The following is a 23,561-nucleotide window of genomic DNA, read 5'->3' as shown; positions in this document are numbered from 1 at the left end:
CCCTCTAGATCGCGTAGTGCCAGACGGTGATCAGGTATGAGCCGTACCACAGCCCGAACGCACCGCAGGCGGCCAACACTAGCGCCGCGGTGCGCGGCCGCGCGCGTCCGAGCGCCACCGCGGGCGGCACCAGGATCAGCAGCGCGGGCACGAGCAGGCGCGGCTTGGAGTGGTAGTACCCGGCCTGGCCGAGCACCAGGACGAGCACGATCAGGCCGTAGACGGCCAGCGGCGGCCACACCCGCCGGACCAGCGCGACGACGGCGAGGATCACGACGCCGACGAGCATCCACGCGATGCTGACCTGGATCCAGCCGTCGCCGGCCTTGAACGCGTCGCGCAGGAACGTCAGCGTCGAGTCGCCGTAGTCGAACGTCGTGCCCCAGCCCGCGGTCTGGATGTCGAACCACGCGCGCAGGTCCCCCACCCGCAGCCCGACCCACAGCAGGTACGACGGCACCCCCGCCAGCGCGATGACGGCGCCCAGAATCGGCTTCCAGACCCCTCCCCCGGCCTCCCCGCGGCGCTGCCTGACGATCGCGATCACCGCGGCCACCGCGAGGGCGATCGCCGCGGCCGCGCCCGTCGGCCGGGTGAGCCCCGCGGCGAGCCCGAGAACGCCGGCGAGGATCCAGGCGCCCCGGTGCGCGCACAGCAGCATGCCCACGACGAAGGCGGTGAACAGCGCCTCGGAGTAGCCCATCGACAGCGCCATCGACATCGGCTGCACGCAGAACAGCGCGGTGAGGGCCAGGCCGGTCCGCTCGTCGTAGAGCCGCGTGCCCAGCGCGCACAGCAGCACGGCCGCGACCGCGCCCGCGAGCCAGGACACCGTGATCGCGGCGGTGCCGTAGTCCAGGCGGGTGATGAGGTGCACGAGGCGGACCGTCATCGGGTAGCCGGGGAAGAAGGCCAGGCCGTTGCCGGTCAGGTGGCCCTCGCCGTCGTAGCTGTAGCCGGTCGGGTAGCCCTCCTCGGCGACGCGGACGAAGTGCCCGCCGTCCCAGGCGAGCAGGCGGTCGCGGATCTTGTCGTCGGGTGCCATCCACCACAGCAGTGCCAGCTGCACCAGGCGGCTCAGCGCATAGACGCCCAGTGGGAGCGCGATGAGCGTGGTGCGGACGCGCTGGGTGATCTCATTGACCGGCGTCATCGTCGTCATCGGGGCGCGGTTCCTCGGCGGTCTCGGTCTCGGTGATGTCCGCGTTCGTGTGCTTGGTCTTGCTGCCCTTGTGCGTGTCACCGGCCGCCTCGGCGATGGCGTACGCGGCGGACTCCGGCTGGACCCCGGAGAGCTCCCGCCAGGCCGCCTCGGCCGCGCGCTGCTCGGCCTCCTTCTTGCTGCCGCCCTGCGACCCGCCGTAACGCTTCCCGGCGACGATCACCCAGGCGGTGAACCGCTTGGCGTGGTCGGGGCCCTCCTCGTCGATGCGGTACTCGGGCACCCCGAGTCCGCGCCCGGCGGTCAGCTCCTGCAGGCTGGTCTTCCAGTCGAGACCGGCCCCGCGCATCGCCGCCTCGGCCATCAGCCCGTCGAAGAGCTTGTGGATCACCTGGGCGGTGGTGTCGAGGCCGTACTGCAGGTAGATGGCGCCGATCAGCGCCTCCAGCGTGTCGGCGAGGATGCTGGCCTTGTCGCGGCCGCCCGTCGCCTCCTCGCCGCGGCCGAGCAGCAGGAACGGCCCGATGCCGCCGGGCCCGAGCCGCCGCGCGACGTCCGCGAGGGCGCGCATGTTGACGACGCTGGCGCGCAGCTTCGCGAGCTGGCCCTCGGCGAGCTTCGGGTGGTTCTGGAACAGGGCGGTCGTGATGACCACCCCGAGCACCGCGTCGCCGAGGAACTCGAGCCGCTCGTTGGTGGGCAGACCCCCGTTCTCGTACGCGTACGAGCGGTGCGTCAGCGCCCGCTTGAGCATGTCCGGGTCGAAGTCGACGCCGAAGGCGGCCTCGAGGCTGTTCTGGTTCTTCACGAGCGCTCTCCCAGTGCGTCACGGATGGTGAGGCCGCCGGCCGAGGAGAGTTCGGTCAGCAGGTCGTCGGCGAGTGCCGCGACCGCAGGGGTGATGCGGTCGCGGTGCAGGCGTGCGGCGAGGGCGATACCGTCGGCGATCTCCGCACCGGCGGCCGAGCCGTGGCAGACGACGACGTCGCCGGCCACTCCGAGCAGCACGGCCGCGGCCTCGTGCCGCGCGTGCCCGTCGGGGCCGGCCGGCGCCGCGCCGTCGGGTGATCCGCCGGCCGCGACCGAGCGCTGCGCCGGTGCGAACGCCGGGCGAGCCACGGCCATCGCGCCCTCGAGGCCCTTGAGCAGGACGTTTCCGGTGAAACCGTCGGTCACGACGACGTCGGCGGGGCCTCCGCGCGGTACGTCGAAACCCTCCACGAGACCGACGTAGCGTCCGCCCGCGGGCAACGGAATGTCCGACAGCGCGATCGACACCGCGCGGCGCAGCCGGTCGCCCTTGCCCGGCTCGCTGCCGATGGACAGCAGCCCGACGCGCGGGCGCGCGATGCCCAGGCCCACGGAGGCGTAGGCGGTGCCGAGGACGGCGTGCTGGACGAGCTCGAGCATGGTCGCGTCGAGGGTCACCCCGACGTCGATCAGGAGCACGGGCCCGTGCGGGGTGGGCAGCTGCGCGGCGAGCCCGGGGCGGCGCACGCCGCGCATGCGCCCGAGCACGTGCGCGGACGCGGCGACGGCGGCGCCGCTGGAGCCCGCGGAGACCATCGCGTCCGCGCGGCCCGTGTAGACCGCCTCCGCGGCCGCGCGCACCGACGTGGAGCGGCGGATGTTGCGCAGCGGCGAATCGGCCATGCCGATGGCGGCGTCGATGACGCTGACACCGACGCGCTCGCGGTCGGTGACCGGGAGCGCGCCAATGACCTCGTCGGCCACGTCCCGTGGTCCGGCGAGGAGAAGATGGAGGTCTGGATCGGCGCTGCATGCGCGCAGAGCGCCGTCAACCACGACGGCGGGAGCCCCGTCCCCGCCGAGGAGGTCGACGGCGATCCGCGCGACGCCGGACGGGATTTCCCCGCCGTGCGGCGATCGGTCGGATCGCGTCACCCGGATCCGGTAATCAGACCTCGATGACCTGGCGGCCGTTGTACGTGCCGCAGACCGAGCACGCCGCGTGAGGCAGCTTGGGCGAGCGGCACTGCGGGCACGGCTGGGTGGAGACCGCGACGGCCTTCCACTGGCTCCGGCGCGACCGGGTGTTGCTGCGCGACATCTTCCGCTTGGGAACGGCCACGGGACCTTACTCCTCTGACGTCTTGATCTGGGACAGGGCGGCCCAGCGCGGGTCGAGCTGCTCGTGGGTGTGGCCCGCGGGCAGTTCGTCGATCGGTGTCCCGCATTCGGGGCACAGACCTGGGCAGTCTTCGCGGCACACGGGGTTGGCGGCCAGGGAGAGCACCACCGCGTCCCGCAGTGCCGGCTCCAGGTCGATCAGGTCGCCCTGCAGCCGTCCGACCTCGTCCTCATCGGTCGTCTCGTCCGTCGTGCTGTGCTCGTAGGCATAGAACTCTTGGATCGGGACGTCCAGCGTGTCGCTGATCGGGCGTAGGCAGCGCCCGCACTCGCCGACCAGCGGGCCGGTGACGGTGCCGGAGACGAGCACGCCTTCGGACACCGACTCCATCCGTAGCTGGAGGTCGAGCTCGGCGCCCTGGGGCACGCCGATCAGCTCCAGGCCGAGGTCCGCCGGCGCCGGCACCTTCCGCTGTACCGCATGCAGAGCTCCCGGTCGGCGTGGGAGGTCTCTCGTCTCGAGGACCAGCGGCGACCGGGGATCCAGGTGCGGGTGCTGTGGTTGATGTGGCATCTTCAGACTCCGGCCAGGTAGGGCCGACGGACTAGGGTACCCGAGCGGCAGATCTCGCGTCGAATCGCCCCCAACGGTACCGCGTCCGTCAGAACGGCAGCGGCCGGTCGTCCTCACCGTGCGGGGTGAACGAGCCGATCTCCCGGAGGGCGTGCATCTTGTCGCGCCCGCGCTCGATCGAGGCCAGCGACCGGGTGAGGAACTGCTCGAAGTTGGCCAGCGCCGTGTCGACGTAGTCGTCGACCTCGTCGCGCAGCCGCTGCGTCTCCGCGCGGGCCTCGTTGATCATCCGCGACGCCTCGTGCTCGGCCGAGACGACGATCTCGTTGATCGACACCAGGCGCGTGTGCTCCGCCTCGGCCTCGGCGATGATGCGCTCCGCCTCGCGCCGCCCGGCGTCGACGATCTTGTCCCGCTCGTCGAGCAGGGCGCTCGCGCGCCGCAGCTCGCCCGGCAGGTCGGCGCGCAGCTGGTCGAGCAGGTTGATCATGTCGGCGCGATCGAACACGAAGTTGCTCCGCGACATCGGCGCCGACCGTGCACTCTCGACCATCGCGATGATCTGGTCGATGCTCTCGAGCGGGTCCACCTGCGGTCACTCCTGTTCCAATGTCGAACGACGTAACCATCATGCGGCCCGCAACCCCGGGCCGCTTCCATCGCCACTCGGATTTCGCAGTTAGTTTCGGACCGATGCGAATCGTTCACGCAGGCGATTCGCCACGAGATCGGGTACATGCGGCGAAACGTCGCCGCCCCACTTGGCGACCTCTTTGATGAGGCTCGACGAAACGAAGGAGTACTTCGGATTGGTCGGCATGAACAGCGTCTCGATGCCGCCCAGGCCGTAGTTCATCTGGGCCATCTGCAGTTCGTAGTCGAAGTCCCCGGCCACGCGCACGCCCTTGACGATGGCGCCGATGTCGTTGGCGTGGCAGAAGTCGACCAGCAGCCCCTGGAAGGCGTCGACCCGGACGTTGGCGTACGGCGCGGTCACCGTCGCGAGCATCTCCAGCCGCTCGTCGACCGTGAACAGCCCCGCCTTGCTCTGATTGATCAGCACCGCGACGACGACCTCATCGAACATCTGCGATGCCCGACCCACGATGTCCAGGTGCCCGTTCGTGACCGGATCGAACGAACCCGGACAGACCGCGCGCCTCATTGCACCAGCCCAAGCCTCATGAGCGGGGACCGTACCAAAGGATCGCTTAACTCGTGCGCGAGCCGTCCTGATCAAGTCGGGCGTACCACAGCGCGGTCTCGCCGTAGCGCCGCTCGGCGACCGCGCGCAGCCCGTCCGGCCAGGCCATCGGCGCGCCGCGGCTGGAGCGCTCGACCACCACGACGGCGTCCGGGGCGAGCCAGCGCGCGACCAGCGCCTCGAGCACCGCGCGGACGCGCTCGTCGGTCACGGCGTAGGGCGGGTCGATGAACACGGCGTCGTAGGCCTCGTCCGCTTCGCCCGCGAGCAGGCGCTCCACCTTGTCCGTCACCAGTCGTACGCGTCCGGCCACCCCGAGCGCCGCGATGTTGCCCCTGATCACGCGGGCCGCCTTGGCGTCGGCCTCGGCGAGCAGCACGTGCACGGCCCCGCGCGAGCACGCCTCGAGCCCGACCGCGCCCGAGCCCGCGTACAGGTCGGCGAACCGCGCCCCGTCGAGGTCGAGCAGGTTGTCGAGGCTGCTGAACAGCGCCTCGCGCACCCGGTCCGACGTGGGGCGCGTGCCCTGCCCGGCCGGCACGGTCAGCCGGCGGCCACCGAGCGCTCCGGCCACGATCCGCGTCACACGATCCACAGTAGGCGGTGACGTACGCCACTTCGCGCCGCGTCCTCGCCGCCCGCCGCGATCGATGTGATCCGCGTCACCCCTTTTCGAGGTACTCGGCCCGCTCCTCGTCCACCAGCCGCGCGATCGTCGCGGCGAGCGCCGGATGCCGCTGCAGCTCCCGGTCCTGCTCGATCAGCTCCGCCGCCTCCGCCCGGGCCTCCCCGATCAGCTCCGCGTCGCGCAGGAGCGACAGCAGCCGAAGGTGCGAGCGGTGACCGGACTGCGAGGCGCCGAGCACGTCGCCCTCGCGGCGCTGCTCCAGGTCGAGCTCGGCCAGCTTGAACCCGTCGGTGGTCGAGGCGACCGCGTCCAGGCGCGCCCGCGCGGGCGTGCCCTCGCCGGACTCGGTGACGAGCAGGCACAGGCCCGGCGCGCTGCCCCGGCCGACGCGGCCGCGCAGCTGATGCAGCTGGGAGACGCCGAAGCGGTCGGCGTCGAGGATCATCATCATCGTCGAGTTCGGCACGTCCACGCCGACCTCGATGACCGTGGTGGCGACGAGCACGTCGAGGCGGCCCTCGGAGAAGGTACGCATGATCGCGTCCTTCTCGTCGGCCGGCAGGCGCCCGTGCAGGACCCCGATGCGCAGGCCGTGCAGCGGGCCCTCCTCCAGCTGCGGCGCGACGTCCAGCACCGCGACCGGCGGGCGGCGCCCGTCGTCGTTGGTGGGCGGCACGTCCTCGCCGTCGGACTTGGCGGCGTCGCCGATGCGCGGGCACACGATGTAGGCCTGGTGCCCCTTCGCCACCTCCTCGCGCAGCCGCCGCCAGCCCCGGTCCAGGAACGCCGGCTTCTCGGTGACGGGCACGACGTGCGAGGCGATCGGCGAGCGCCCGCGCGGCAGCTGGCTGAGCACCGAGGTCTCCAGGTCGCCGAAGACGGTCATCGCGACCGTGCGCGGGATCGGGGTCGCGGTCATGACGAGCACGTGCGGCGGCTGGTCGGCCTTGGTACGCAGGGCGTCGCGCTGCTCGACGCCGAAGCGGTGCTGCTCGTCGACGACGACGAGGCCCAGGTCGGCGAAGTCGACGCCCTCGTAGAGCAGGGCGTGGGTGCCCACGACGATGCCCGCGGTGCCGCTGCGCAGGTCCTCGAGCACCTTGCGCCGCGCGGCCGCGCCCAGGGACCCGGTCAGGAGGGTGACCCGGGTCGCCTCCGGCGCGGCGTCCAGCTCGCCGGCCCGCGCCATCGCGCCGAGCAGGTCGGTGACGTTGCGATGGTGCTGCACGGCCAGGACCTCGGTCGGGGCCAGCATCGCCGCCTGGCCGCCGGCGTCGACGACCTGGAGCATGGCGCGCAGGGCGCACAGGGTCTTGCCCGAGCCGACCTCGCCCTGCAGCAGGCGGTGCATCGGGTGGGCGCGCTCCATGTCGGCGGCGATCTCCTCGCCGACGTCGCGCTGGCCCCGGGTCAGCTCGTACGGCAGCCCGGCGTCGAAGGCCGCGAGCAGCCCGTCGGCGCGGCGCGGGCGCGGCACCGCCGGCCAGTCCTCGGCGCGCTTCTTGCGCTGGACCAGGGTCAGCTGGAGCGCGAACGCCTCGTCCCACTTCAGCCGCCTCCGCGCGATGGCGAGCGACTGCTGGGACTCGGGCCGGTGGATCTCGCGCAGCGCCTTGTCCAGGGAGGTCAGCCGCCGCGTCGCGCGCGTCGAGGCCGGCACCGGGTCGGGCGTCGGCGGCAGCACGTCGAGCACGGTGCGCACGGCCGCGGCGATGCGCCACGTGGGCACGCGCGCGGTCGCGGGGTACACGGGAATGATCGCCCCGGCGAACTCCTCGACCGCCTCCTCGCCCTCGCCCGCGTCGAGCAGGACGTAGTCGGGCTGGTTGAGCTGCAGCTTGTGGTTGAACCGGCCGACCTTGCCGGAGAACAGGCCCCACCGGCCCGGGCGCAGCTGGTTCTCCCGCCACGGCTGGTTGAAGAACGTGACGCTGATCTCGCCGCCGCTGTCGTCGCCGATGACCGCTTCGACCAGCGAGCCCCGCTTGCCCCGGGTGTTGCCGCGCTGCTGCACGAACTGCCGGGAGTTGACGCGTTTGACCTGCCCGAACACGGTGACGTCGGTGTCGATCTCCAGCGCGCGGATGTCGGTGTGCTCGCCGCGCTCCTCGTACCGGCGCGGGAAGTGGTACACGAGGTCGCCCACCGTGTGCAGGTCGAGGTGCTCGGCGAGCAGCTTCGCGCCGTTGCCCCCGAGGACCTTCGACAGCGGTGTGCTCAGGTCGATGTCGGCCAACTCCAGGTTTCCTTCACTCGACTTTCCTCTACTCCACGTTTCCTCTGCTCCACGTTTCCTCTACTCCACGCCCACCAGGAGTGGGTAGTGCGGCTGGCCCCCTTCGTAGCACTGGACCTCCACGAACGGCCACGAGCCCTCGACGTGGGCGCGCAGGGCCGCGCCGAGCCCCTCGGGCGCGTCGCGGCCGGCGATGAGCGTGACGAGCTCGCCGCCGCCGGCGAGCATCCGGTCCAGCAGCCGGCAGGCGGTCTGCGGCAGGTCCTGGCCGATGAGGTTGACCTCGCCGTCGACGATCGCGAGCACGTCGCCGGGCTGGCAGCGCCCGGCGACCGTCAGCGCCTCCCGCCCGGCGATGGTGACCTCGGCGGACCGGCACCGCGCGGCCGCCTCGGCCATGGCGATCACGTCGTCCTCGAAGCGCCGCGCCGGGTCGCGCACGGCCATGGCGGCGAGCGCCTGCACCGGTGAGCGGGTGGGCACCACGCCCGCGCGGACGCCGGCGGCGCGGGCCTCGCCCGCGGCGGCCGCGGCGACGGCCAGCACGTTCGCGTCGTTGGGCAGCACGACGACGCGGTCCGCGCCCGCGCGCACGATCGCGTCGAGGAGCTGGCGCGTGGACGGGTTGCCGGTCAGCACCGTCGCCCCCTCGGCCGCGAGCAGCTCCGCGAGCCCGCGCCCGTTGCACACGACCACGACGGCGCGGTCGGGGTGCCCGTCGCCCTCGCCCGCCGGGGCGGCGGCGTCCGTGCGCGCCGCGATCTGGTCCTCGAAGCGGGTCACGGTGATCCGGCTCGGGCGCCCGGCGGCGATGCCGGCCTCGATCGCCGCCCCGACGTCGTTGACGTGCACGTGGACGTGCCAGGTCGGTTCGTCGCCGACGATCACGAGGGAGTCGCCGAGCGCGGTGAGGGCGCCGCGCAGCGTCTCCACCGTGTCCGCGGGCGCCTCGAGCAGGTACTGCACCTCGTAGGCGAAGTCGGCCGACCCGGTCTCCCGTTCGGCCGTCGCGCCCGGGCGGCCACCGGCCGGCACGGCCGCCGTGACCGGGCCGTCGGGCGGCTCGTCGCCGGTCAGGGTCTCCACCAGCGCGTCGAGCAGCACCACGAGGCCGCGCCCGCCCGCGTCGACGACCCCGGCCCGGGCCAGCGCCGGCAGCTGCTCGGGCGTCCGCGCGAGCGCCTCCCGCGCGCCCTGCGAGGCCGCCCGGGCCACGGCGACCACGCCCCCGTGCGCCGCGGCGGCGACGGCGGCCTTCGCGGCGGCGACGCCGACGGTCAGCACGGTGCCCTCGACCGGCGCGGCGACCGCGTCGTAGGCCCCGCGGGCCGCGTCGTCGAGCGCCCCGGCCAGCACGGCGCCGGTCACCGGGGCCGCGCCCGCGCGCTCCAGGCCGGCCGCGAGCCCCTTGAAGAGCTGGGCCATGATGATCCCCGAGTTCCCGCGCGCGCCGAGCAGCGCGCCCCGGGCCGCGCCGCGCATGGTCTCGGCGGCCGTCGCGCCCACCGCCGCCTCGACGGCCGCGGACATCGTGAGCACCAGGTTGGTGCCGGTGTCGCCGTCCGGCACGGGGTACACATTGAGCGCGTCGATCTCGGCCTGATGGCGCCGCAGCGCGGCCAGGCCACCGGCACACCACCGGCGGACGGCAGCGGCGTCCACACTGTCTGGCACGCGCCAGAGCCTAACGGTGAAGCCGGTCATTCCCCACCGATGCGGGCGCCGACAGGGCCGATTGGGTGTCGAGGGGCCGGATCAGGTAGCCTTACCGGGTTGCCCGCCGTTCACCCGGCCGGTGACGCCTGGAACGAGAGCCGCGGCGCGGGTCCGTTCCGCTCCGAGACTGCAATCAACCCAGGAGATCCCCGTGGCTAGCGTGTGCGACGTCTGCGGCAAGGGACCGGGCTTCGGCCACAACGTGTCCCACTCGCACCGGCGGACCAACCGCCGTTGGAACCCCAACATTCAGACGGTGCGCACCCCGGCCGGTGGCGGCACCACGCGGAAGGTGCAGGTCTGCACCTCCTGCCTCAAGGCCGGCAAGGTCGTCCGGGGCTGACCCCAGGCACCGCGAAGGCCCCGTGACACGGTCACGGGGCCTTTCGTCGTGCCCGGGCCGGCCTCAGAGGTCCCGGCCGAACGAGCGGACCTCGGGGTAGCCCTTGTAGTGGCCGAAGTCCTCGATCCGCACGTATCCGCTGCGCTCGTACAGCCCGATCGCCTCCGGCTGCGCGGTGCCCGTCTCCAGCCACATGCGCTTGCGGCCCGCCTCCCGCGCGGCGTCCTCGACGGCGCGCAGCAGCGCCTTGGCGATCCCGAGGCCCCGGAACCGCGGCGCGACGTACATGCGCTTGAGCTCGGCCGTCGTCTCGTCCTCGGCGAACGTGCGGAAGCCGACGCAGCCGGCCGGCACGTTGTCCACGTAGGCGACGAGGAACGCCCCCTCGGGCGGGTCGAACTCGACGGGCTCGACGGGGGTGGAGTCGCCCTCACCGCCGTACCGCTCGCTCAGGTCCGCGAGCGCGGCGGTGGTCAGCTCGGAGGCGACCGGCGCGCCGTAGCGGGTCAGCCGGATGTCGATCTCGGTCACGAGCGCCGAGCCTACCGGCCCTTACCGGAAGTGGTCCCAGCCCGGGGCCCCGCCCGTGTATCGGCGACCGTCCACGGTCACGCCCTCACCCGCCGTGAACATGCTGGCGGTCACCACGGAGCCGACGACGAGCCACTCCTCACCCAGCTCGACGTCGGGCGGGAAGGTGGCCGCCAGCGCGTGGTCGTCGCCGCCGGCGAGCAGCCAGCCGTACGGGTCCACGCCCAGCGCGGTCGCGGCGGCGTGCATGGCCTCGGGCACCGTGAACGCGTCGCGGCGCACGTCGATGCCGACGCCGCTGGCCGTGGCGATGTGGCCCAGGTCGGCCAGCAGCCCGTCGGAGATGTCGATCATGGATGTCGCGCCCATCCGCGCGGCGGCGGGGCCGAGGTGGTACGGCACGTCGGGGCGCCGGTGCGCGTCGACGAGCAGCTTCGGCGAGCGGAAGCCCCGGGAGAGGATCGTGTACCCCGCCGCGGCGTGCCCGATCCGGCCCGCGACGGCCACCACGTCGCCCGGGTGCGCGCCCGAGCGCAGCACCGGCGCCTGCCCGTCCAGGTCCCCGAGCGCCGTCACCGCGATGGTCAGCGTCGGGCTGGACGACGTGTCCCCGCCCACGACCGTCGCGCCGGTCTTCGCCGCCTCCGCGGCCAGGCCGTCGGCGAGTTCCTCGGCCCACGAGATCTGCAGGTTCGCCGGGGCGCACAGGGCCACCAGGAGGGCCGTGGGCCGGGCCCCCATGGCCGCGATGTCGGCGAGGTTGGCCGCGGCCGCGCGGTGTCCTACATCACGCGCGCTGGACCAGTCGCGGCGGAAGTGGCGGCCGTCCACGAGCACGTCGGTGCTCGCGACGACGCGCGCGTCCGGGGTCGCGACGATCGCCGCGTCGTCCCCCGGTCCGAGCTGCACCAAGGGCGACGCCGCCCCGAGCCGGGCCGTCACCCGTGAGATGAGCCCGAACTCTCCGGCGGTTGCTACGGTCACCCGTCCTCCAAGCTGATGCTCGATAGTGTCGCCGACGCCGCGTGTCATGGCATGATCACGCACGGCGGTTGATTTGCCGATTCCATTCTTGCGGTAGGTTGACGCCTGATCAGCGTGCGGACGGCAGGGAGGGAGTCGTGTCGTGGTACAGGCATACATCCTGATCCAAACAGAGGTCGGCAAGGCCCGCGACGTGGCCACGGCCATTCAGGGGCTCAACGGGGTGGTCCGCGTCGACGCGGTCACCGGGCCGTACGACGTCGTGGTCCTCACCGAGGCCCGCAACATCGACGAACTGGGTCAGCTCATCGTCTCGAAGGTCCAGCTGGTGCCGGGCATCACGCGCACGGTCACCTGCTCGGTGGTGCACTTGTAGTGCCGAGCGTGACGAGCCCGGACGCGCCCGCGCGCCCCGCGCCGAGCCCGGCGAAGCTCGCGACCCTCGCCGCGCTGCCCGTGGCGCTGGTCGCGGGCATCGTCGCGTTCTGGATCCTGGGTGGTTTCCCGTCGGCGCCGAGCACCGCACCGGTCTCCGCCGAGGCGCCGCGGCTCGACCCGTCCCCGGCCGCGGTGTGCCGCGCGCTGGTGTCCCGGCTGCCCGAGGAGCTCGGCGGCCTGCACCGTCGCCAGGTGACCGCCGGCGGCGAGCAGAACGCCGCGTTCGGCGACCCGGCGATCGTCCTGTCGTGCGGGGGTGCCGCCCCGGCGGTTCCGCAAGACCCGCAGCTGCTGGGGCTGTCGGACGTGTGTTGGTACGCGGACGAGCAGTCCGGGCGGACGGTCTGGCACACCGTCGACCGCCAGGTCCCGCTCCAGGTCGTGGTTCCGAAGGGCGCCGAAGGCTCGTGGCTGGTGAATCTTTCACCGGCGATCGTGGCCACCGTCCCGTCCGCGCCGGCCGGCGACCTGCACTGCTGAGTTCTGCGGCATCGGCCCTGAGCCACTGAGCCTCCCCGGTCCGGATCCGCGCGCCTCCGGGCGGCCGATCTCGAGGAGGCTGCCGCACCCCCTCCAGGTCCGTACGGTTCACGGTGCTCGCGTCCGCCGCTCTGCCGACCTCCGCCGCGTCGGTCGCGGCAGCAGCTGAACCTGGCCACGACGCTGAGCGGCCGGTCGCGTCGGGGTCACCCGCTGCCGTGAGCACGCTCCCGCGCGGCGCCCCCGGACACGAACCCGGGGTGCCGCGCGGTGGCGTTCAGCCCAGCGCGGCGTCCAGCGCCCGGCGCACGTCCGCGACCAGGTCCGCGGTGTCCTCGACCCCGCACGAGAAGCGCACGAGCCCCTCGGGCGCGTCGTCGCCCCACTGCGCCCGCCGGTCCGCCGAGGAGTGCAGGCCGCCGAACGACGTCGCGGCGAACACCAGCTCGGACGCGTCCAGGAAGCGCTCGACGGCCGCCTTGTCGGCCAGCACGAACGTCACGATGCCCGGGATGCGGCGCATCTGCCGGGCCGCCGCCTCGAACGCGGGGTCGCCGGGGCGCCCGGGCCACCGCACGGACGCGACCGCCGGGTGTCCGGCCAGCAGCTCCGTCACCGCCGCGGCGTTCGTCGTCTGGCGGCTCAGGCGCAGGTCGAGCGTCCCGAGCGAGCGGTGCGCGAGCCACGCCTCGAACGCGCCCGGGATGCCGCCCGTCTGCGCGCGCCACGTGCGGATCGACTCGGCCAGCTGCGGGTCGCGGGCGCAGACGTAGCCGAGCAGCATGTCGGAGTGCCCGGTCAGCGCCTTGGTGGCCGAGGCGACCGAGAAGTCCGCGCCGAAGTCGAGCGGCCGCTGCCCCAGCGGCGTCGGCGTGGTGTTGTCGACCGCGACGAGCCCGCCGCCGGCGTGCGTCCGCGCGGCGAGCCCGGCGATGTCGCACACGTCGAGCCCCGGGTTCGAGGGCGTCTCGAGCAGCAGCAGCCGCACGTCGTCCAGCGCCGGGTACGGTCCCGCCGTCGGCATCGTCCGCACCTCGATCCCGCGCTCGGGCAGGTGCTCGCCGGCGAAGGCGCGGGTCAGGAAGTAGCCGTCGGAGGGCAGCACGACGGCGTCACCGGTGCGCAGCGTGGCGAGCAGGACCGCGCTGATGGCCGCCATGCCGGAGGCGAAGACGACGCACTCGCCGCCCTCCAGGTCCCCGATCGCCTTCTCCAGGTTTCGGTACGTCCGGTTGTCCGACCGCCCGTATCCGTCCACGCCCGGCTTCGGGCCCGCGACCGGGTCGAGGTGGTACGGCGCCACGAACACCGGCGACGGCAGGAACGGCTCCCCCACGACGGCCGCCGGCACTCCGGCGTGCACGACCCGCGTCCCGTCCCCGCGCCCGGGCGTACCGCTCTCGCTCGCATCCACGCTGCTGTCCCCCTTCATCAGGCGTCTCACTCCCCTGCGCTCGCTCCGCACGCGCGCCGCCGTACTCGCCGCGCGGATCGCGCCGCCACCCGTGTCCGCGCGGATCGCGCCGCCGTACTCGCCGCGCGGAGGCGCCGCCGTCCTCGCAGCGCGGAGGCGTCGTCGCACTCGCCGCGCGGATCGCGCCGCCGACCGGGGCGGGCAGGTGCTCGGGGGCGGGCGAGCCGCGTCACTGACCGGTCGACGGGACGCCCGGGCGCTCCGGCTTCGTCTCGCGGGCCATCAGCGCCGCCAGGGCCTTGAGCGGGTCGACGCCCTCGTGGCAGACCTGCTCGACCTGCTCGGTGATGGGCATCTCCACGCCGACGCTGTGCGCGAGGTCGCGGATCGACTTGCAGCTCTTGACGCCCTCGGCGGTCTGGCGGGTCGCGGCCTGCGCCTGCTCCAGGGTCTCGCCGCGGCCGAGGCGCTCGCCGAACGTACGGTTGCGCGACAGGGGCGACGAGCACGTCGCGATGAGGTCGCCCAGGCCGGCCAGGCCCGCGAACGTCATCGGGTTGGCGCCGAGCGCCGCGCCCAGGCGGGCGGTCTCGGCCAGGCCGCGGGTGATCAGGGTCGCCTTGGTGTTGTCGCCGAACCCGAGCGCGGAGGCCATCCCGTAGGCCAGCGCGATCGCGTTCTTCACGGCGCCGCCGAGCTCGCAGCCGACGACGTCGTCGTTGGTGTACGGCCGCAGGTAGCGCGTGCTGATCGCCCGCTGGACGAGCTCCGCGCGACGGATGTCCTGGCAGGCCACCACGGTGCCCGCGATCTGCTCGGCGGCGATCTCCGGGGCCAGGTTCGGCCCGGTGACGACGGCGACCCGCTCCGGCTCCACGTCGGCGACCTCGACGATCACCTCGCTCATGCGCTTGAGGGTGTCGAGCTCGATGCCCTTCATGAGGCTCACGAGCGTCGCGTCCGCGCGGATGGTGCCGCGCCACGCGGAGAGATTCACCCGCAGCGTCTGCGACGGTACCGCCAGCACGACCAGATCCGCCCCGTCGATCGCCTCGAACGCGTCGGAGGTGGCCGTGACCGAGCCCGGGAGCCACGTCCCGGGCAGGTAGTCGGGGTTGTGGTGCTCGTCGCGGATGGCGGCGACGAGTTCGGGCCGGCGCGCCCAGACGGTGACGGAGGGCGTGCCGGCGTCGGCGAGCACCTTGGCGAACGCCGTGCCCCAGGAACCCGCCCCGAGGACGGCCGCGCGCTGGATGCTCATGCCGTCCGCTCTTCGGGGCGCTGGGCGGGCCGCGGCTCCTCCGGGAGCTGGGCGGATCGGCGCTCGTCAGCGCCCGGGGCGGAGCGCTTCGGGGTCCACAGCGGCGGCGGGGTGCCGCCGCGGATCTCCACCAGCATGTCGCGCAGGTGCAGCATGATGTGGTCGGTGATCTCGTTCAGCGTCTGGGCCGTCGGCTGCGCGCCCGACCAGGCCGACAGGTCGATCGGCGCGCCGGTGACGACGGTGACCTTCGCGCGCGGGAGCAGCTTGAGCTTCTTGGTCCGCGGGTCGTAGATCTGCTCCGGGCCCCACATGACGATCGGGATCATCGGCGCGCCGGTGTCCAGCCACAGCCGCGCCGCGCCGGTCTTGCCGCGCATGGGCCACAGGTCCGGCTCCCGCGTCGTGGTGCCCTCGGGGTAGATGACCACGGCCTCGCCCGCGCGGACGCCCGCCCGGGCGGCCTCGAGCGCCTTCACGGCGTCGGTGGTGCCGCGGCGCACCGGGATCTGGTGGACGGCCTTGAGCAGGTAGCCCAGCACCGGCACCTCGAACAGGCTGGACTTGGCCAGGAACGACGGCCACCGCCCGGCGTCGTAGATGTAGTGCGCGACGGCCAGCGGGTCCGCGTGGGAGATGTGGTTCACGACGATGATCACCCCGCCGTCGCCCGGGATGTGCTCCATCCCCCGCCAGGTGCGGCGGGTCAGCACCTGGATCGCGGGCTTGACGGTCATGACGGCGAAACGCCGCCAGAAGCCGAGCCTCCGGCGCACCATCTCACCCTCCCCTCACGGTTCTGCTGCGAATCATGCCACTGCCAGGCGCCCGGTGGCCGTGTCAGGATGGCTCATGCATTGCCACGGCCAGTCGACGACCCAGGCGACGGCGCCCGAGCGGGCGGCCGCCTGGGTGGCGGTGGTCCCGGTCAAGCCGCTGCGAGCGGCCAAGACGCGCCTGCGGGGCGCCGTGCCCGAGGCCGTACACCCCGATCTCGTCCTGGCCATGGCACGCGACACGGTAGCCGCCGCGCTCGCCTGCCGCGCGGTCGCCCGCGTCGTGGTCATCTGCGACGACCCGGCGGTGTGCGCGGAGCTGACCGATCTCGGGGCGTTCTGCCTGCCCGACGCGCCCGCGGCGGGCCTGAACGCGGCGCTCGCCTACGGGGCCCAGGCCGCCTGGGCGCCCGAGCCGGTTGGCGTCGGCGCGGACGCGCAGGCCGGCCGGCCGGAGCCGGGCGCTCGCGGGGACCGGCTCCCCGGGGCGCGGGAGCCCGGCATCGATGCGGCGGGGCGCTTGGATGACGGCTTGGACGGCCGCTCAGGCACCAGCTCGGACGGTCGCTCGGACGGCCGGTCGGGCACCAGCTTGGACGGTCGCTCGGACGGCCGCTCGGGCAGCAGCTTGGACCGCCGCTCGGCAAGCAACTCGGGTAGCGGCTCGGACGGTCGTTCGGGCAGCACCTCGGACAGCCGCTCGGGCAGCGGCTCGGACGATGCCGGGGATGTCGGGGGGCGGAGGCTGGGCGTGGTCGCGCTGACCGCCGACCTGCCCGCGATGCGGCCCGAGGATCTCGAGTCGGCGCTGGTCGCGGCCGCGCGGGCCGGGCGGCGGGCGTTCGTGCCGGACCTGGAGGGCACCGGGACGGTGCTGCTCGCGGCGCCGGCCGGGGAGGCGCTCGCGCCGCACTTCGGGCCCGGGTCCGCGGTGGCGCATCTGCGCTCGGGCGCGATACGGCTCGATGGCGCCTGGCCGAGCCTGCGCCGCGACGTCGACACCGCGGCCGATCTCGATGCCGCGGCGCGACTGGGACTCGGCACACATACCGGACAAGTTCTCTGCACGGTAGCGTGATCGGTATGCAGGGCACGGTCGCGACGTTCGACGACGCGAGTCGCACCGGGACGGTGCTGCTCGACGACGGGGTCGAGGTGAGCTTCCCGGCCGCGGCGTTCGACGCGTCCGGGCTGCGTCACCTGCGGCTGGGCCAGCGGGTGCGGCTCGACCACGACGATGTGGGCACGATCACGAAGGTCACACTGCCCACGCTTCCGTAGAGGGCGGGCAGCGCGAAATCCTCGCCGGCCGGCGAGCGCGACGATGTGGGCACGATCACGAACATCTCGCGCACAACCTCCCGTCGAGGCCAAGCAGCGGGAAGTTCATGTTCAGACCGGCACAAACGGGCCATGATGATCCGGTGGACGAGAGCACGACCGGTCGGAGCCGCCCGCGCAGCGCCGCCCCGCGGCCCGAACCGGAGAGTGCGCCGCCCAAGACGACGAGGTCCGCTGGGGACGGGGCCCCGGCCCGGGCTCGTCGGGCCACCAAGGCCGCGCGCCCGGCGCCGGCCGACGAAGCCACGGTGAGCGAGGTCACGGTGAACGAGGCCACGACGGAGTCGGCGAAGGCGTCCGAGCGGGTGCCGACTCAGAAATCCCCGGCTAAGGCTCCGGCGGTGAAGCCGGCCGAGTCCGCCCCGGCCGAACCCGCTCCCGCCAAGCCCGCGGCTCCTACCTCGGCCGCAGCTCCCGCCCAGCCCGCCACTGCGACCCAAGGCACGGCGACCGAAGCCGCGGCGACCCCGTCTGCCGCGACCGAGCCGGGCACGAACGCGACGAAGCCGGCCGCCACCGCGCGTCCGGCCGCCCGGCCCGTGACGGCCGCGAAGGCGACGACTCCGGCCCGGCCCGTGGCCACCGCCAAGGCCACGAGCGCGACCACGAAGCCGGCGCCTGCGGCGGCCAACGGAGCGGCCCCTGCCAAGCCGGTGGCCACCGCCGCCGCGACCAAGCCGGCGCCTGCCGCCACGAACGGAGCCGCCTCCGCCAAGCCGGCGACCACCGCTGCCAAGAGTGCCGCGAACGGGGCCGCCGCCGTGCCGGCGAGCGACCCATCGCCCGCGGCCGCCGCGAAGCCGGTCGAGAGCGCCGCACCGGGCACGAGCCGGCCCGGGGCAGGCACGGGTGAGCCCGCGGCGGCGCAGGACGGCCAGGGCGCGAACGAGACGGGCGCGGACGCGATCGAGGGGGACGCGACCGCGCGCGACGGGGACGCCGTCACGGAGTGGTTCGGGTCCGAAGGGAGCGCTGTGGAGGTACCGGAGGAAGAAAAGCCGCTGCCGGAGGACCGGTATCTCAACCGCGAGCTGTCGTGGCTGGACTTCAACGCCCGGGTGCTGACCCTCGCCGAGGACCCCGCGACGCCCCTGCTGGAGCGGGCCAAGTTCCTGGCCATCTTCGCCAGCAACCTCGACGAGTTCTACATGGTGCGCGTCGCCGGGCTGAAGCGGCGGCTGCAGACCGGCCTGCCGGTGCGCCGTCCCCCGGGCTTCCTGCCGCCGACGGAGCAGCTCGAGCAGATCGCCGAGCGCACGACGGGGCTGATGGCGCGCCAGTCGCGGGTCTTCGCCGAGGAGATCGCGCCCGCGATGGCGGCCGAGAACATCCACATCGTGCGCTGGACGGAACTGGACCCGGCCGAGCGCGAGCGGATGCGCGCCTCGTTCCGCGAGCAGATCTTCCCGGTGCTCACGCCGCTGGCGGTCGACCCCGCGCACCCCTTCCCGTACATCTCCGGCCTGTCGCTGAACCTCGCCGTCGTGGTGCGCGAGAAGGACGGCGGCCCCGAGCTGTTCGCGCGGATCAAGGTGCCCAACAACGTACCGCGGTTCTTCGCCCTGCACGCCGCGCGCGACGGGGCGCGGGTGATGCGCTTCCTGCCGGTCGAGGAGCTCATCGCGGCGCACCTCGGCCAGCTGTTCTCGGGCATGCAGGTGGTCGAGCACCACCTGTTCCGCGTCACGCGCAACGCCGAGGTCGAGCTCGACGAGGACCGCGACGAGGATCTGCTGCAGGCGCTGGAGCGCGAGCTCGCGCGGAGGCGCTTCGGGCCGCCGGTGCGGCTGGAGGTCGCGGCGTCCATCTCCGACCACGTCCTCGAGCTGCTCGTCCGCGAGCTCGACATGGACTCCCACGACGTGCTGCGCGTGCCCGGGTGGCTGGACCTGACCGCGCTGTGGGAGGTCTACAACGGCGTCGATCGCCCGGATCTCAAGGATCCGCCGTTCGTACCGGCGACGCACCCCCACTTCGCCGAGGGCGAGACGCCGCGCAGCGTCTTCGCGCGGCTGCGCGACCACGACATCCTGGTGCACCACCCGTATCACTCGTTCTCCACGAGCGTGCAGCGCTTCATCGAGCAGGCCGCGGCCGACCCGAACGTGCTGGCGATCAAGCTGACGCTGTACCGCACCAGCGGCGACTCCCCCATCGTTGACGCGCTCGTCGACGCGGCCGAGGCCGGCAAGCAGGTCGTGGTGCTCGTCGAGGTCAAGGCGCGCTTCGACGAGAAGGCGAACATCGGCTGGGCGCGGACGCTGGAGCGGGCGGGCTGCCACGTGGTGTACGGCCTCGTGGGCCTCAAGACGCACACGAAGACGGCCCTCGTGGTGCGCCAGGAGGGCAACCACATCCGCCGCTACTGCCACATCGGCACCGGCAACTACCACCCGAAGACGGCGCGGCTCTACGAGGACTACGGGCTGCTGACGGCCGACCCCGAGGTGGGCGCCGACCTGACCGACCTGTTCAACGTGCTCACGGGCTACAGCCGCCAGACGTCGTACCGCCGGCTGCTGGTCGCCCCGCACGGCGTGCGCCGGGGCATCATCGAGCGGATCGAGCGCGAGGTCGCGTACGGCGCGGACGGGCTCGTCCAGCTCAAGGTGAACTCGCTGGTCGACGAGGAGGTCATCGACTCGCTGTACCGGGCGAGCCGCGCGGGGACGCGCGTGGACCTGATCGTGCGCGGCATCTGCGCGCTGCGCCCGGGCGTGCCGGACCTGTCGGAGAACATCCGGGTCCGCTCGGTCCTGGGCCGGTTCCTCGAGCACTCGCGGGTGTTCCGGTTCGGCCACGGCGCCCGCGCGGAGTACTGGATCGGCTCAGCGGACCTGATGCACCGCAACCTGGACCGCCGCGTGGAGGCGTTGGTCCAGGTGACCGACCCGGCCGCGACGGACGAGCTGCACCGGGTGCTGAGCCTGATGATGAGCGACGACACCGGCGCCTTCGAGCTCTCGGGCAACGGCGAGTGGCACCGGCGGCCGGGCAAGAATCCGCAGGAGGCGCTGCTGCGCCGCATCGTCGACCGGGTGGAGTGAGCCCGGCGGCCGGGGGAATCGGCACGAGGCGCTGCCGCGCCGCATCGTCGACCGGGTGGAGTCAGCCCGGCGGCCGGGGGAATCGGCACGAGGCGCTGCCGCGCCGCATCGTCGAGCGGGTGGATGAGCCCGTCTGACCTCTTTAGGGTGACTGGATGCTGGAGGAAGAGCGCAAGTACCTCGTCGACGACGGGTTCACGATGCCTGACCTCGGCGCCGCGGGCCGGGTGCGTGCGCGGGAGCCGGTGACGCTGCGGGCGACCTACTACGACACCCCCGAACGGCTGCTCGCGCGCCACGGGGTTTCGCTGCGGTACCGCAAGGGCGACGCGTCGGCGAAGGTGTGGACGGTGAAGCTGCCGTCCTCGCGGGCGGGGATCCGCCATGAGCACTCGCGGCCGTCGCAGGGCTCGGGCGTGATCCCGCCGCAGCTGCTCGACCTCGTCACCGCCTATCGGCGCAGGCGCCCGCTCGACCCGGCGGCGGTCCTGCGCACGGTGCGCACCGTCTACGAGGTCACCGACGCCGACGGGCAGCTGCTGGCGGAGGTCGCCGACGACACGGTGAGCGTGCTCGACGGCCGCGAGGTGGTGCTGCGCTTCCGCGAGATCGAGGTGGAGCGCGCCGCCGGCGACCGGCGCTTGCTCGACGAGATCGAGGAGCTGCTGCTGGGCGCGGGTGCGCGGGCCGGCGCGTTCGTGGCCAAGCACGTGCGCGCGATGGAGGCGGCCGCGCCGCTGGACGGGCCGGTGCTGGTCGCGCCCGCGCAGCGGCGCACCGCGTACGCGGGTGACATCGTCACCGAGGCGATCCGCCGCGACGTCGCGCGGATCTTCAAGCACGACCCGTTCGCGCGGCTGCGCCAGACGATGCCCAACGGCGACACCCCGGTGCACCAGATGCGGGTCGGCACCCGGCGCCTGCGCAGCGACCTGCAGACGTTCCAGGCGCTGCTCGACCCGCACTGGACAGCCAAGCTGCGCGGCGAGCTGGCGTGGCTGGCCGGCGCGCTCGGGGGCGCCCGCGACGTGGAGGTGCTGCGGGAGCGGCTGCACCGCACGGCCGCCGCCGACCCGCTCGTGCCGGCCGACCCGCGCGCGGTGGCGCGGATCGACGCGGCGCTGGCCGCCCGGCAGGACGCGGCGCTGCGGGAGCTGGACGAGGCGCTGCGCTCGCGGCGGTACGTGAAGCTGCTCAACGCCCTCGTCGGCGCGGTGGAGGCCCCCCGCCTCGCCCCGCCGGCCTGGGAGCGGGCCGAGGACGTCCTGCCGGACATCGTGCGCAAGCCGTGGCGGCGCCTGGTCGAGGGCGGCGGCGGCGTGGTCGGCGCGGGCGAGCTGACCCCGGACCTGCCCGACGACGACTGGCACGAGGTGCGCAAGCGGGCCAAGCGCGCCCGCTACGCCGCGGACGCGGTCGCCGCGGTCGTCGGCCCGGAGGCGCAGCTGCTGGCCAAGGCGGTGGCGCGGGCGCAGGGGGTGCTCGGCGAGCACCAGGACGCGGCGATCGCCGCGGACGCGTGGCTGGCGGCGGCCGCGGCCGAGCCGGGCGACCACGCCCTCGCGGTGACGGCCGGGCGGCTCTTCGAACGCGAGCGCGCCGCGGTGACACGGGCCCGCGCGGACTTCCCGGCAGTGTGGGAGACGGTCCTGGAGGATAGAAACATCGCATGGCTGAAGTGAACTCGGTGGTCCGCGCGGCGGGCGGCGTGGTGTGGCGGCGGTCCGCCGACGGGACCGCGGAGATCGTGCTGGTGCACCGGCCGCGGTACAACGACTGGTCCCTGCCGAAGGGCAAGCTCGATCCGGGCGAGCACGAGCTGACCGCCGCGGTGCGGGAGGTCTTCGAGGAGACGTCGGTCGAGGCGGTGCCGCAGGTGCGGCTGCCGTCGGTGCGGTACCTGACCGGGGAGCCGGGCGTCGAGAAGAGCGTGGACTTCTGGTCGATGCGCGCGACCGCGTGGGCGCCGCGGGCGGCCGACCACGAGATCGAGGAGGCCCGGTGGGTGCCCGCGACCGGCGCGCACACGCTGCTGAGTTACGCGCACGACCGCGGGGTCGTGCGCGCCTTTCTCGACGTGCCGCCGGTGACCGGGGTCGTCGCGCTGGTACGCCACGCCAAGGCCGGCAAGCGCAAGGAGTGGACGGGTCCGGACGCCGAGCGGCCCCTGGAGGCCGCCGGGGAACGTGATGCGCAGGGCCTGAGCGGCCTGCTGACGCTGCTTCGGCCCGACCGGGTGGTGTCGGCCACCCCCCTGCGCTGCCGGCAGACGGTGGAGCCGCTGGGGCTGCCGGTCGTGGTCGACCCGGCCTTCGACGAACTGGCCGCGGTGGAACCGGCCGCGGAGGCGCTTTCGGCTCTGGCGCTGCAGGGCGGTACCACCGTGGTCTGCAGCCAGGGAAAACTCATGCCGCCGCTGCTCAGCGCGCTCACGCACCGGGCCGACGTCAACTTCCACACCCGCAAGGGCGCCGGCTGGGTGTTGTGTTTCGCGGGCGGCCGCGTCGTCGGGCGGGATCGCCTCGCGCCGCTGACGCTGCGATAGCGGCGGGTATGGCGAAAGGGCGGCCCCGCAATCGCGGGACCGCCCTTTGTGTTGCCTGACCTACTTGGCGGCGGCCTTCTTGGCCGGCGCCTTCTTGGCGGCGGTGGTGGTCTTGGCGGCGGCCGTGGCCGTCGTCGTCTTGCGAGCCGTCGTGGAAGCGGCGGCGCGGGTCGTCTTGGCGGCGGCCTTCTTCGCCGGGGCGGCCTTGGTGGCGGCCTTCGCCGGCGCGGTCTTGGTGGCGGCGGCCTTGGCCGGAGCGGCCTTCGCCGTCGTCGCCTTCGCGGTGGTGGCCTTCGCCGTGGTGGCCTTGGCGGTCGTCGCCTTGGCGGCGGTGGTCTTCGTCGCGACGGCCTTCTTCGCGGCGGCGGCGGCCTTCGGCACCTTGCCGCTGGCGACCATCTCGCGGAAGCTGGCGCCCGCGCGGAAGGCGGGAACCGACGTCTTCTTCACCTTCACCGCTTCACCGGTGCGCGGGTTGCGGGCGGTTCTCGCACCGCGAATGCGCTTCTCGAAGACACCGAAACCGGTGATGGCGACCTTGTCGCCCTTGGTCACGGCGGCCTGGATCTCGGCCAGCACCGCGTCCAGCGCCGCGTTCGCCGACTTCTTGTCGCCCAGGCGAGCGCTGAGCGCCTCGATGAGCTCGGCCTTGTTCACGTTTCCTCCCGTACCAGAATTGAAGTCCCTGTGGGCAAGGTATCCCAACGCACACAGGATACAAACATATGACGGAAAAGAAATCGTTGTGGAGTAACGGATTCGGCCGGAGGCTCATCGAGACGCCCTGCGA

General features: G+C 73.5%; 25 protein-coding genes. 8 read left to right on the top strand and 17 right to left on the bottom strand.

Translation table 11 applies throughout. From position 1 onward, the window contains the following. Positions 1–4: 4 nt before the first annotated feature. From ACQP1P_RS07105 to ACQP1P_RS07060, 10 genes are all read right to left on the bottom strand, one after another. On the bottom strand, positions 5–1,153 hold the full coding sequence (locus tag ACQP1P_RS07105) for a mannosyltransferase family protein (RefSeq protein ID WP_433084262.1): 1,149 nt from the start codon (positions 1,151–1,153) through the stop codon (positions 5–7). Continuing rightward, complete coding sequence (gene rnc, locus ACQP1P_RS07100) at positions 1,137–1,916, bottom strand: ribonuclease III (protein WP_433089881.1); 780 nt, start codon at positions 1,914–1,916, stop codon at positions 1,137–1,139. The genes ACQP1P_RS07105 and rnc overlap by 17 nt, the downstream gene beginning before the upstream one ends. Before the next feature lie 50 nt (positions 1,917–1,966). Next, entirely contained in the window at positions 1,967–2,968 is a 1,002-nt protein-coding gene (locus ACQP1P_RS07095) for a phosphate acyltransferase PlsX (protein WP_433089880.1), read from the bottom strand. 112 nt (positions 2,969–3,080) lie between these two features. After that, positions 3,081–3,254 (bottom strand): 50S ribosomal protein L32, encoded by a 174-nt coding sequence (rpmF, locus tag ACQP1P_RS07090; protein ID WP_259861936.1) that lies wholly within the window; start codon positions 3,252–3,254, stop codon positions 3,081–3,083. Positions 3,255–3,260: 6 nt separating this feature from the next. Then, positions 3,261–3,827, bottom strand: coding sequence for a YceD family protein (locus ACQP1P_RS07085; protein WP_433084260.1), 567 nt, complete (start codon positions 3,825–3,827; stop codon positions 3,261–3,263). Positions 3,828–3,915: 88 nt separating this feature from the next. Continuing rightward, entirely contained in the window at positions 3,916–4,416 is a 501-nt protein-coding gene (locus tag ACQP1P_RS07080) for a hypothetical protein (protein ID WP_350621098.1), read from the bottom strand. A gap of 90 nt (positions 4,417–4,506) precedes the next feature. Continuing rightward, positions 4,507–4,992: a pantetheine-phosphate adenylyltransferase gene (gene coaD, locus ACQP1P_RS07075; protein WP_350621100.1), complete on the bottom strand. Its 486-nt coding sequence runs from the start codon at positions 4,990–4,992 to the stop codon at positions 4,507–4,509. Between the two features lie 46 nt (positions 4,993–5,038). Then, a complete protein-coding gene (gene rsmD / locus ACQP1P_RS07070) occupies positions 5,039–5,617 on the bottom strand; it encodes a 16S rRNA (guanine(966)-N(2))-methyltransferase RsmD (protein ID WP_433084257.1) in 579 nt (192 codons plus the stop codon). A 76-nt stretch (positions 5,618–5,693) separates the two neighbouring features. After that, entirely contained in the window at positions 5,694–7,901 is a 2,208-nt protein-coding gene (gene recG / locus ACQP1P_RS07065; RefSeq protein ID WP_433089878.1) for an ATP-dependent DNA helicase RecG, read from the bottom strand. 54 nt (positions 7,902–7,955) lie between these two features. After that, positions 7,956–9,569: a DAK2 domain-containing protein gene (locus ACQP1P_RS07060; RefSeq protein WP_433084255.1), complete on the bottom strand. Its 1,614-nt coding sequence runs from the start codon at positions 9,567–9,569 to the stop codon at positions 7,956–7,958. 193 nt (positions 9,570–9,762) lie between these two features. Here ACQP1P_RS07060 and rpmB point away from each other — a divergent pair, with 193 nt between their 5' ends. Beyond that, entirely contained in the window at positions 9,763–9,954 is a 192-nt protein-coding gene (rpmB, locus tag ACQP1P_RS07055; protein ID WP_190249618.1) for a 50S ribosomal protein L28, read from the top strand. 63 nt (positions 9,955–10,017) lie between these two features. On the opposite strand, the gene ACQP1P_RS07050 is transcribed toward rpmB, so the two are convergent. Then, a complete protein-coding gene (locus ACQP1P_RS07050) occupies positions 10,018–10,485 on the bottom strand; it encodes a GNAT family N-acetyltransferase (protein WP_433084253.1) in 468 nt (155 codons plus the stop codon). A 21-nt stretch (positions 10,486–10,506) separates the two neighbouring features. Beyond that, complete coding sequence (locus tag ACQP1P_RS07045) at positions 10,507–11,469, bottom strand: thiamine-phosphate kinase (protein WP_433084251.1); 963 nt, start codon at positions 11,467–11,469, stop codon at positions 10,507–10,509. A 142-nt stretch (positions 11,470–11,611) separates the two neighbouring features. Between ACQP1P_RS07045 and ACQP1P_RS07040 the strand changes: the two genes are divergently transcribed. Both ACQP1P_RS07040 and ACQP1P_RS07035 read left to right on the top strand, forming a co-directional pair. Next, positions 11,612–11,845, top strand: coding sequence for an Lrp/AsnC family transcriptional regulator (locus tag ACQP1P_RS07040; protein WP_433057384.1), 234 nt, complete (start codon positions 11,612–11,614; stop codon positions 11,843–11,845). A gap of 8 nt (positions 11,846–11,853) precedes the next feature. Beyond that, positions 11,854–12,387 carry a DUF3515 domain-containing protein gene (locus tag ACQP1P_RS07035; protein WP_433084249.1) on the top strand — a complete coding sequence of 178 codons (534 nt, stop codon included), beginning with the start codon at positions 11,854–11,856 and terminating at the stop codon, positions 12,385–12,387. Between the two features lie 277 nt (positions 12,388–12,664). Here the strand turns inward: ACQP1P_RS07035 and ACQP1P_RS07030 are convergent, their stop codons facing one another. From ACQP1P_RS07030 to ACQP1P_RS07020, 3 genes are all read right to left on the bottom strand, one after another. Beyond that, on the bottom strand, positions 12,665–13,801 hold the full coding sequence (locus tag ACQP1P_RS07030) for a cystathionine gamma-lyase (RefSeq protein WP_433084247.1): 1,137 nt from the start codon (positions 13,799–13,801) through the stop codon (positions 12,665–12,667). 229 nt (positions 13,802–14,030) lie between these two features. Then, positions 14,031–15,062, bottom strand: a complete 1,032-nt coding sequence (locus ACQP1P_RS07025; protein WP_433084245.1) for an NAD(P)H-dependent glycerol-3-phosphate dehydrogenase — start codon at positions 15,060–15,062, stop codon at positions 14,031–14,033. Next, entirely contained in the window at positions 15,059–15,841 is a 783-nt protein-coding gene (locus ACQP1P_RS07020; protein WP_433084243.1) for a lysophospholipid acyltransferase family protein, read from the bottom strand. The genes ACQP1P_RS07025 and ACQP1P_RS07020 overlap by 4 nt, the downstream gene beginning before the upstream one ends. Here ACQP1P_RS07020 and ACQP1P_RS07015 point away from each other — a divergent pair. Both ACQP1P_RS07015 and ACQP1P_RS07010 read left to right on the top strand, forming a co-directional pair. Continuing rightward, positions 15,789–16,916 (top strand): hypothetical protein, encoded by a 1,128-nt coding sequence (locus tag ACQP1P_RS07015; RefSeq protein WP_433090482.1) that lies wholly within the window; start codon positions 15,789–15,791, stop codon positions 16,914–16,916. The two genes, ACQP1P_RS07020 and ACQP1P_RS07015, sit on opposite strands and share 53 nt — an antisense overlap. Positions 16,917–16,921: 5 nt before the next feature. Next, on the top strand, positions 16,922–17,119 hold the full coding sequence (locus ACQP1P_RS07010) for a cold-shock protein (protein ID WP_433084241.1): 198 nt from the start codon (positions 16,922–16,924) through the stop codon (positions 17,117–17,119). A 373-nt stretch (positions 17,120–17,492) separates the two neighbouring features. Here the strand turns inward: ACQP1P_RS07010 and ACQP1P_RS07005 are convergent, their stop codons facing one another. Continuing rightward, a complete protein-coding gene (locus tag ACQP1P_RS07005; RefSeq protein ID WP_433090480.1) occupies positions 17,493–18,026 on the bottom strand; it encodes a hypothetical protein in 534 nt (177 codons plus the stop codon). Here ACQP1P_RS07005 and ACQP1P_RS07000 point away from each other — a divergent pair. The 3 genes from ACQP1P_RS07000 (at position 17,941) to ACQP1P_RS06990 (ending at position 22,771) form a co-directional block, all read left to right on the top strand. Then, positions 17,941–20,226, top strand: coding sequence for an RNA degradosome polyphosphate kinase (locus ACQP1P_RS07000; protein ID WP_433084240.1), 2,286 nt, complete (start codon positions 17,941–17,943; stop codon positions 20,224–20,226). The two genes, ACQP1P_RS07005 and ACQP1P_RS07000, sit on opposite strands and share 86 nt — an antisense overlap. Before the next feature lie 155 nt (positions 20,227–20,381). Further along, positions 20,382–21,908 (top strand): CHAD domain-containing protein, encoded by a 1,527-nt coding sequence (locus ACQP1P_RS06995; RefSeq protein ID WP_433084238.1) that lies wholly within the window; start codon positions 20,382–20,384, stop codon positions 21,906–21,908. Next, positions 21,896–22,771: an NUDIX hydrolase gene (locus ACQP1P_RS06990; RefSeq protein WP_433084236.1), complete on the top strand. Its 876-nt coding sequence runs from the start codon at positions 21,896–21,898 to the stop codon at positions 22,769–22,771. Before ACQP1P_RS06995 ends, ACQP1P_RS06990 begins: the two co-directional genes overlap by 13 nt. Before the next feature lie 60 nt (positions 22,772–22,831). On the opposite strand, the gene ACQP1P_RS06985 is transcribed toward ACQP1P_RS06990, so the two are convergent. Further along, complete coding sequence (locus ACQP1P_RS06985; protein WP_433084234.1) at positions 22,832–23,428, bottom strand: HU family DNA-binding protein; 597 nt, start codon at positions 23,426–23,428, stop codon at positions 22,832–22,834. Between the last annotated feature and the right edge of the window lie 133 nt (positions 23,429–23,561).

Source organism: Dactylosporangium sp. CA-052675, assembly GCF_050947935.1.
Taxonomy (GTDB): Bacteria; Actinomycetota; Actinomycetes; order Mycobacteriales; family Micromonosporaceae; genus Dactylosporangium.
The sequence above is the reverse complement of the archived record's forward strand: the minus strand, read 5'-3'. Positions and strand labels throughout refer to the sequence as shown.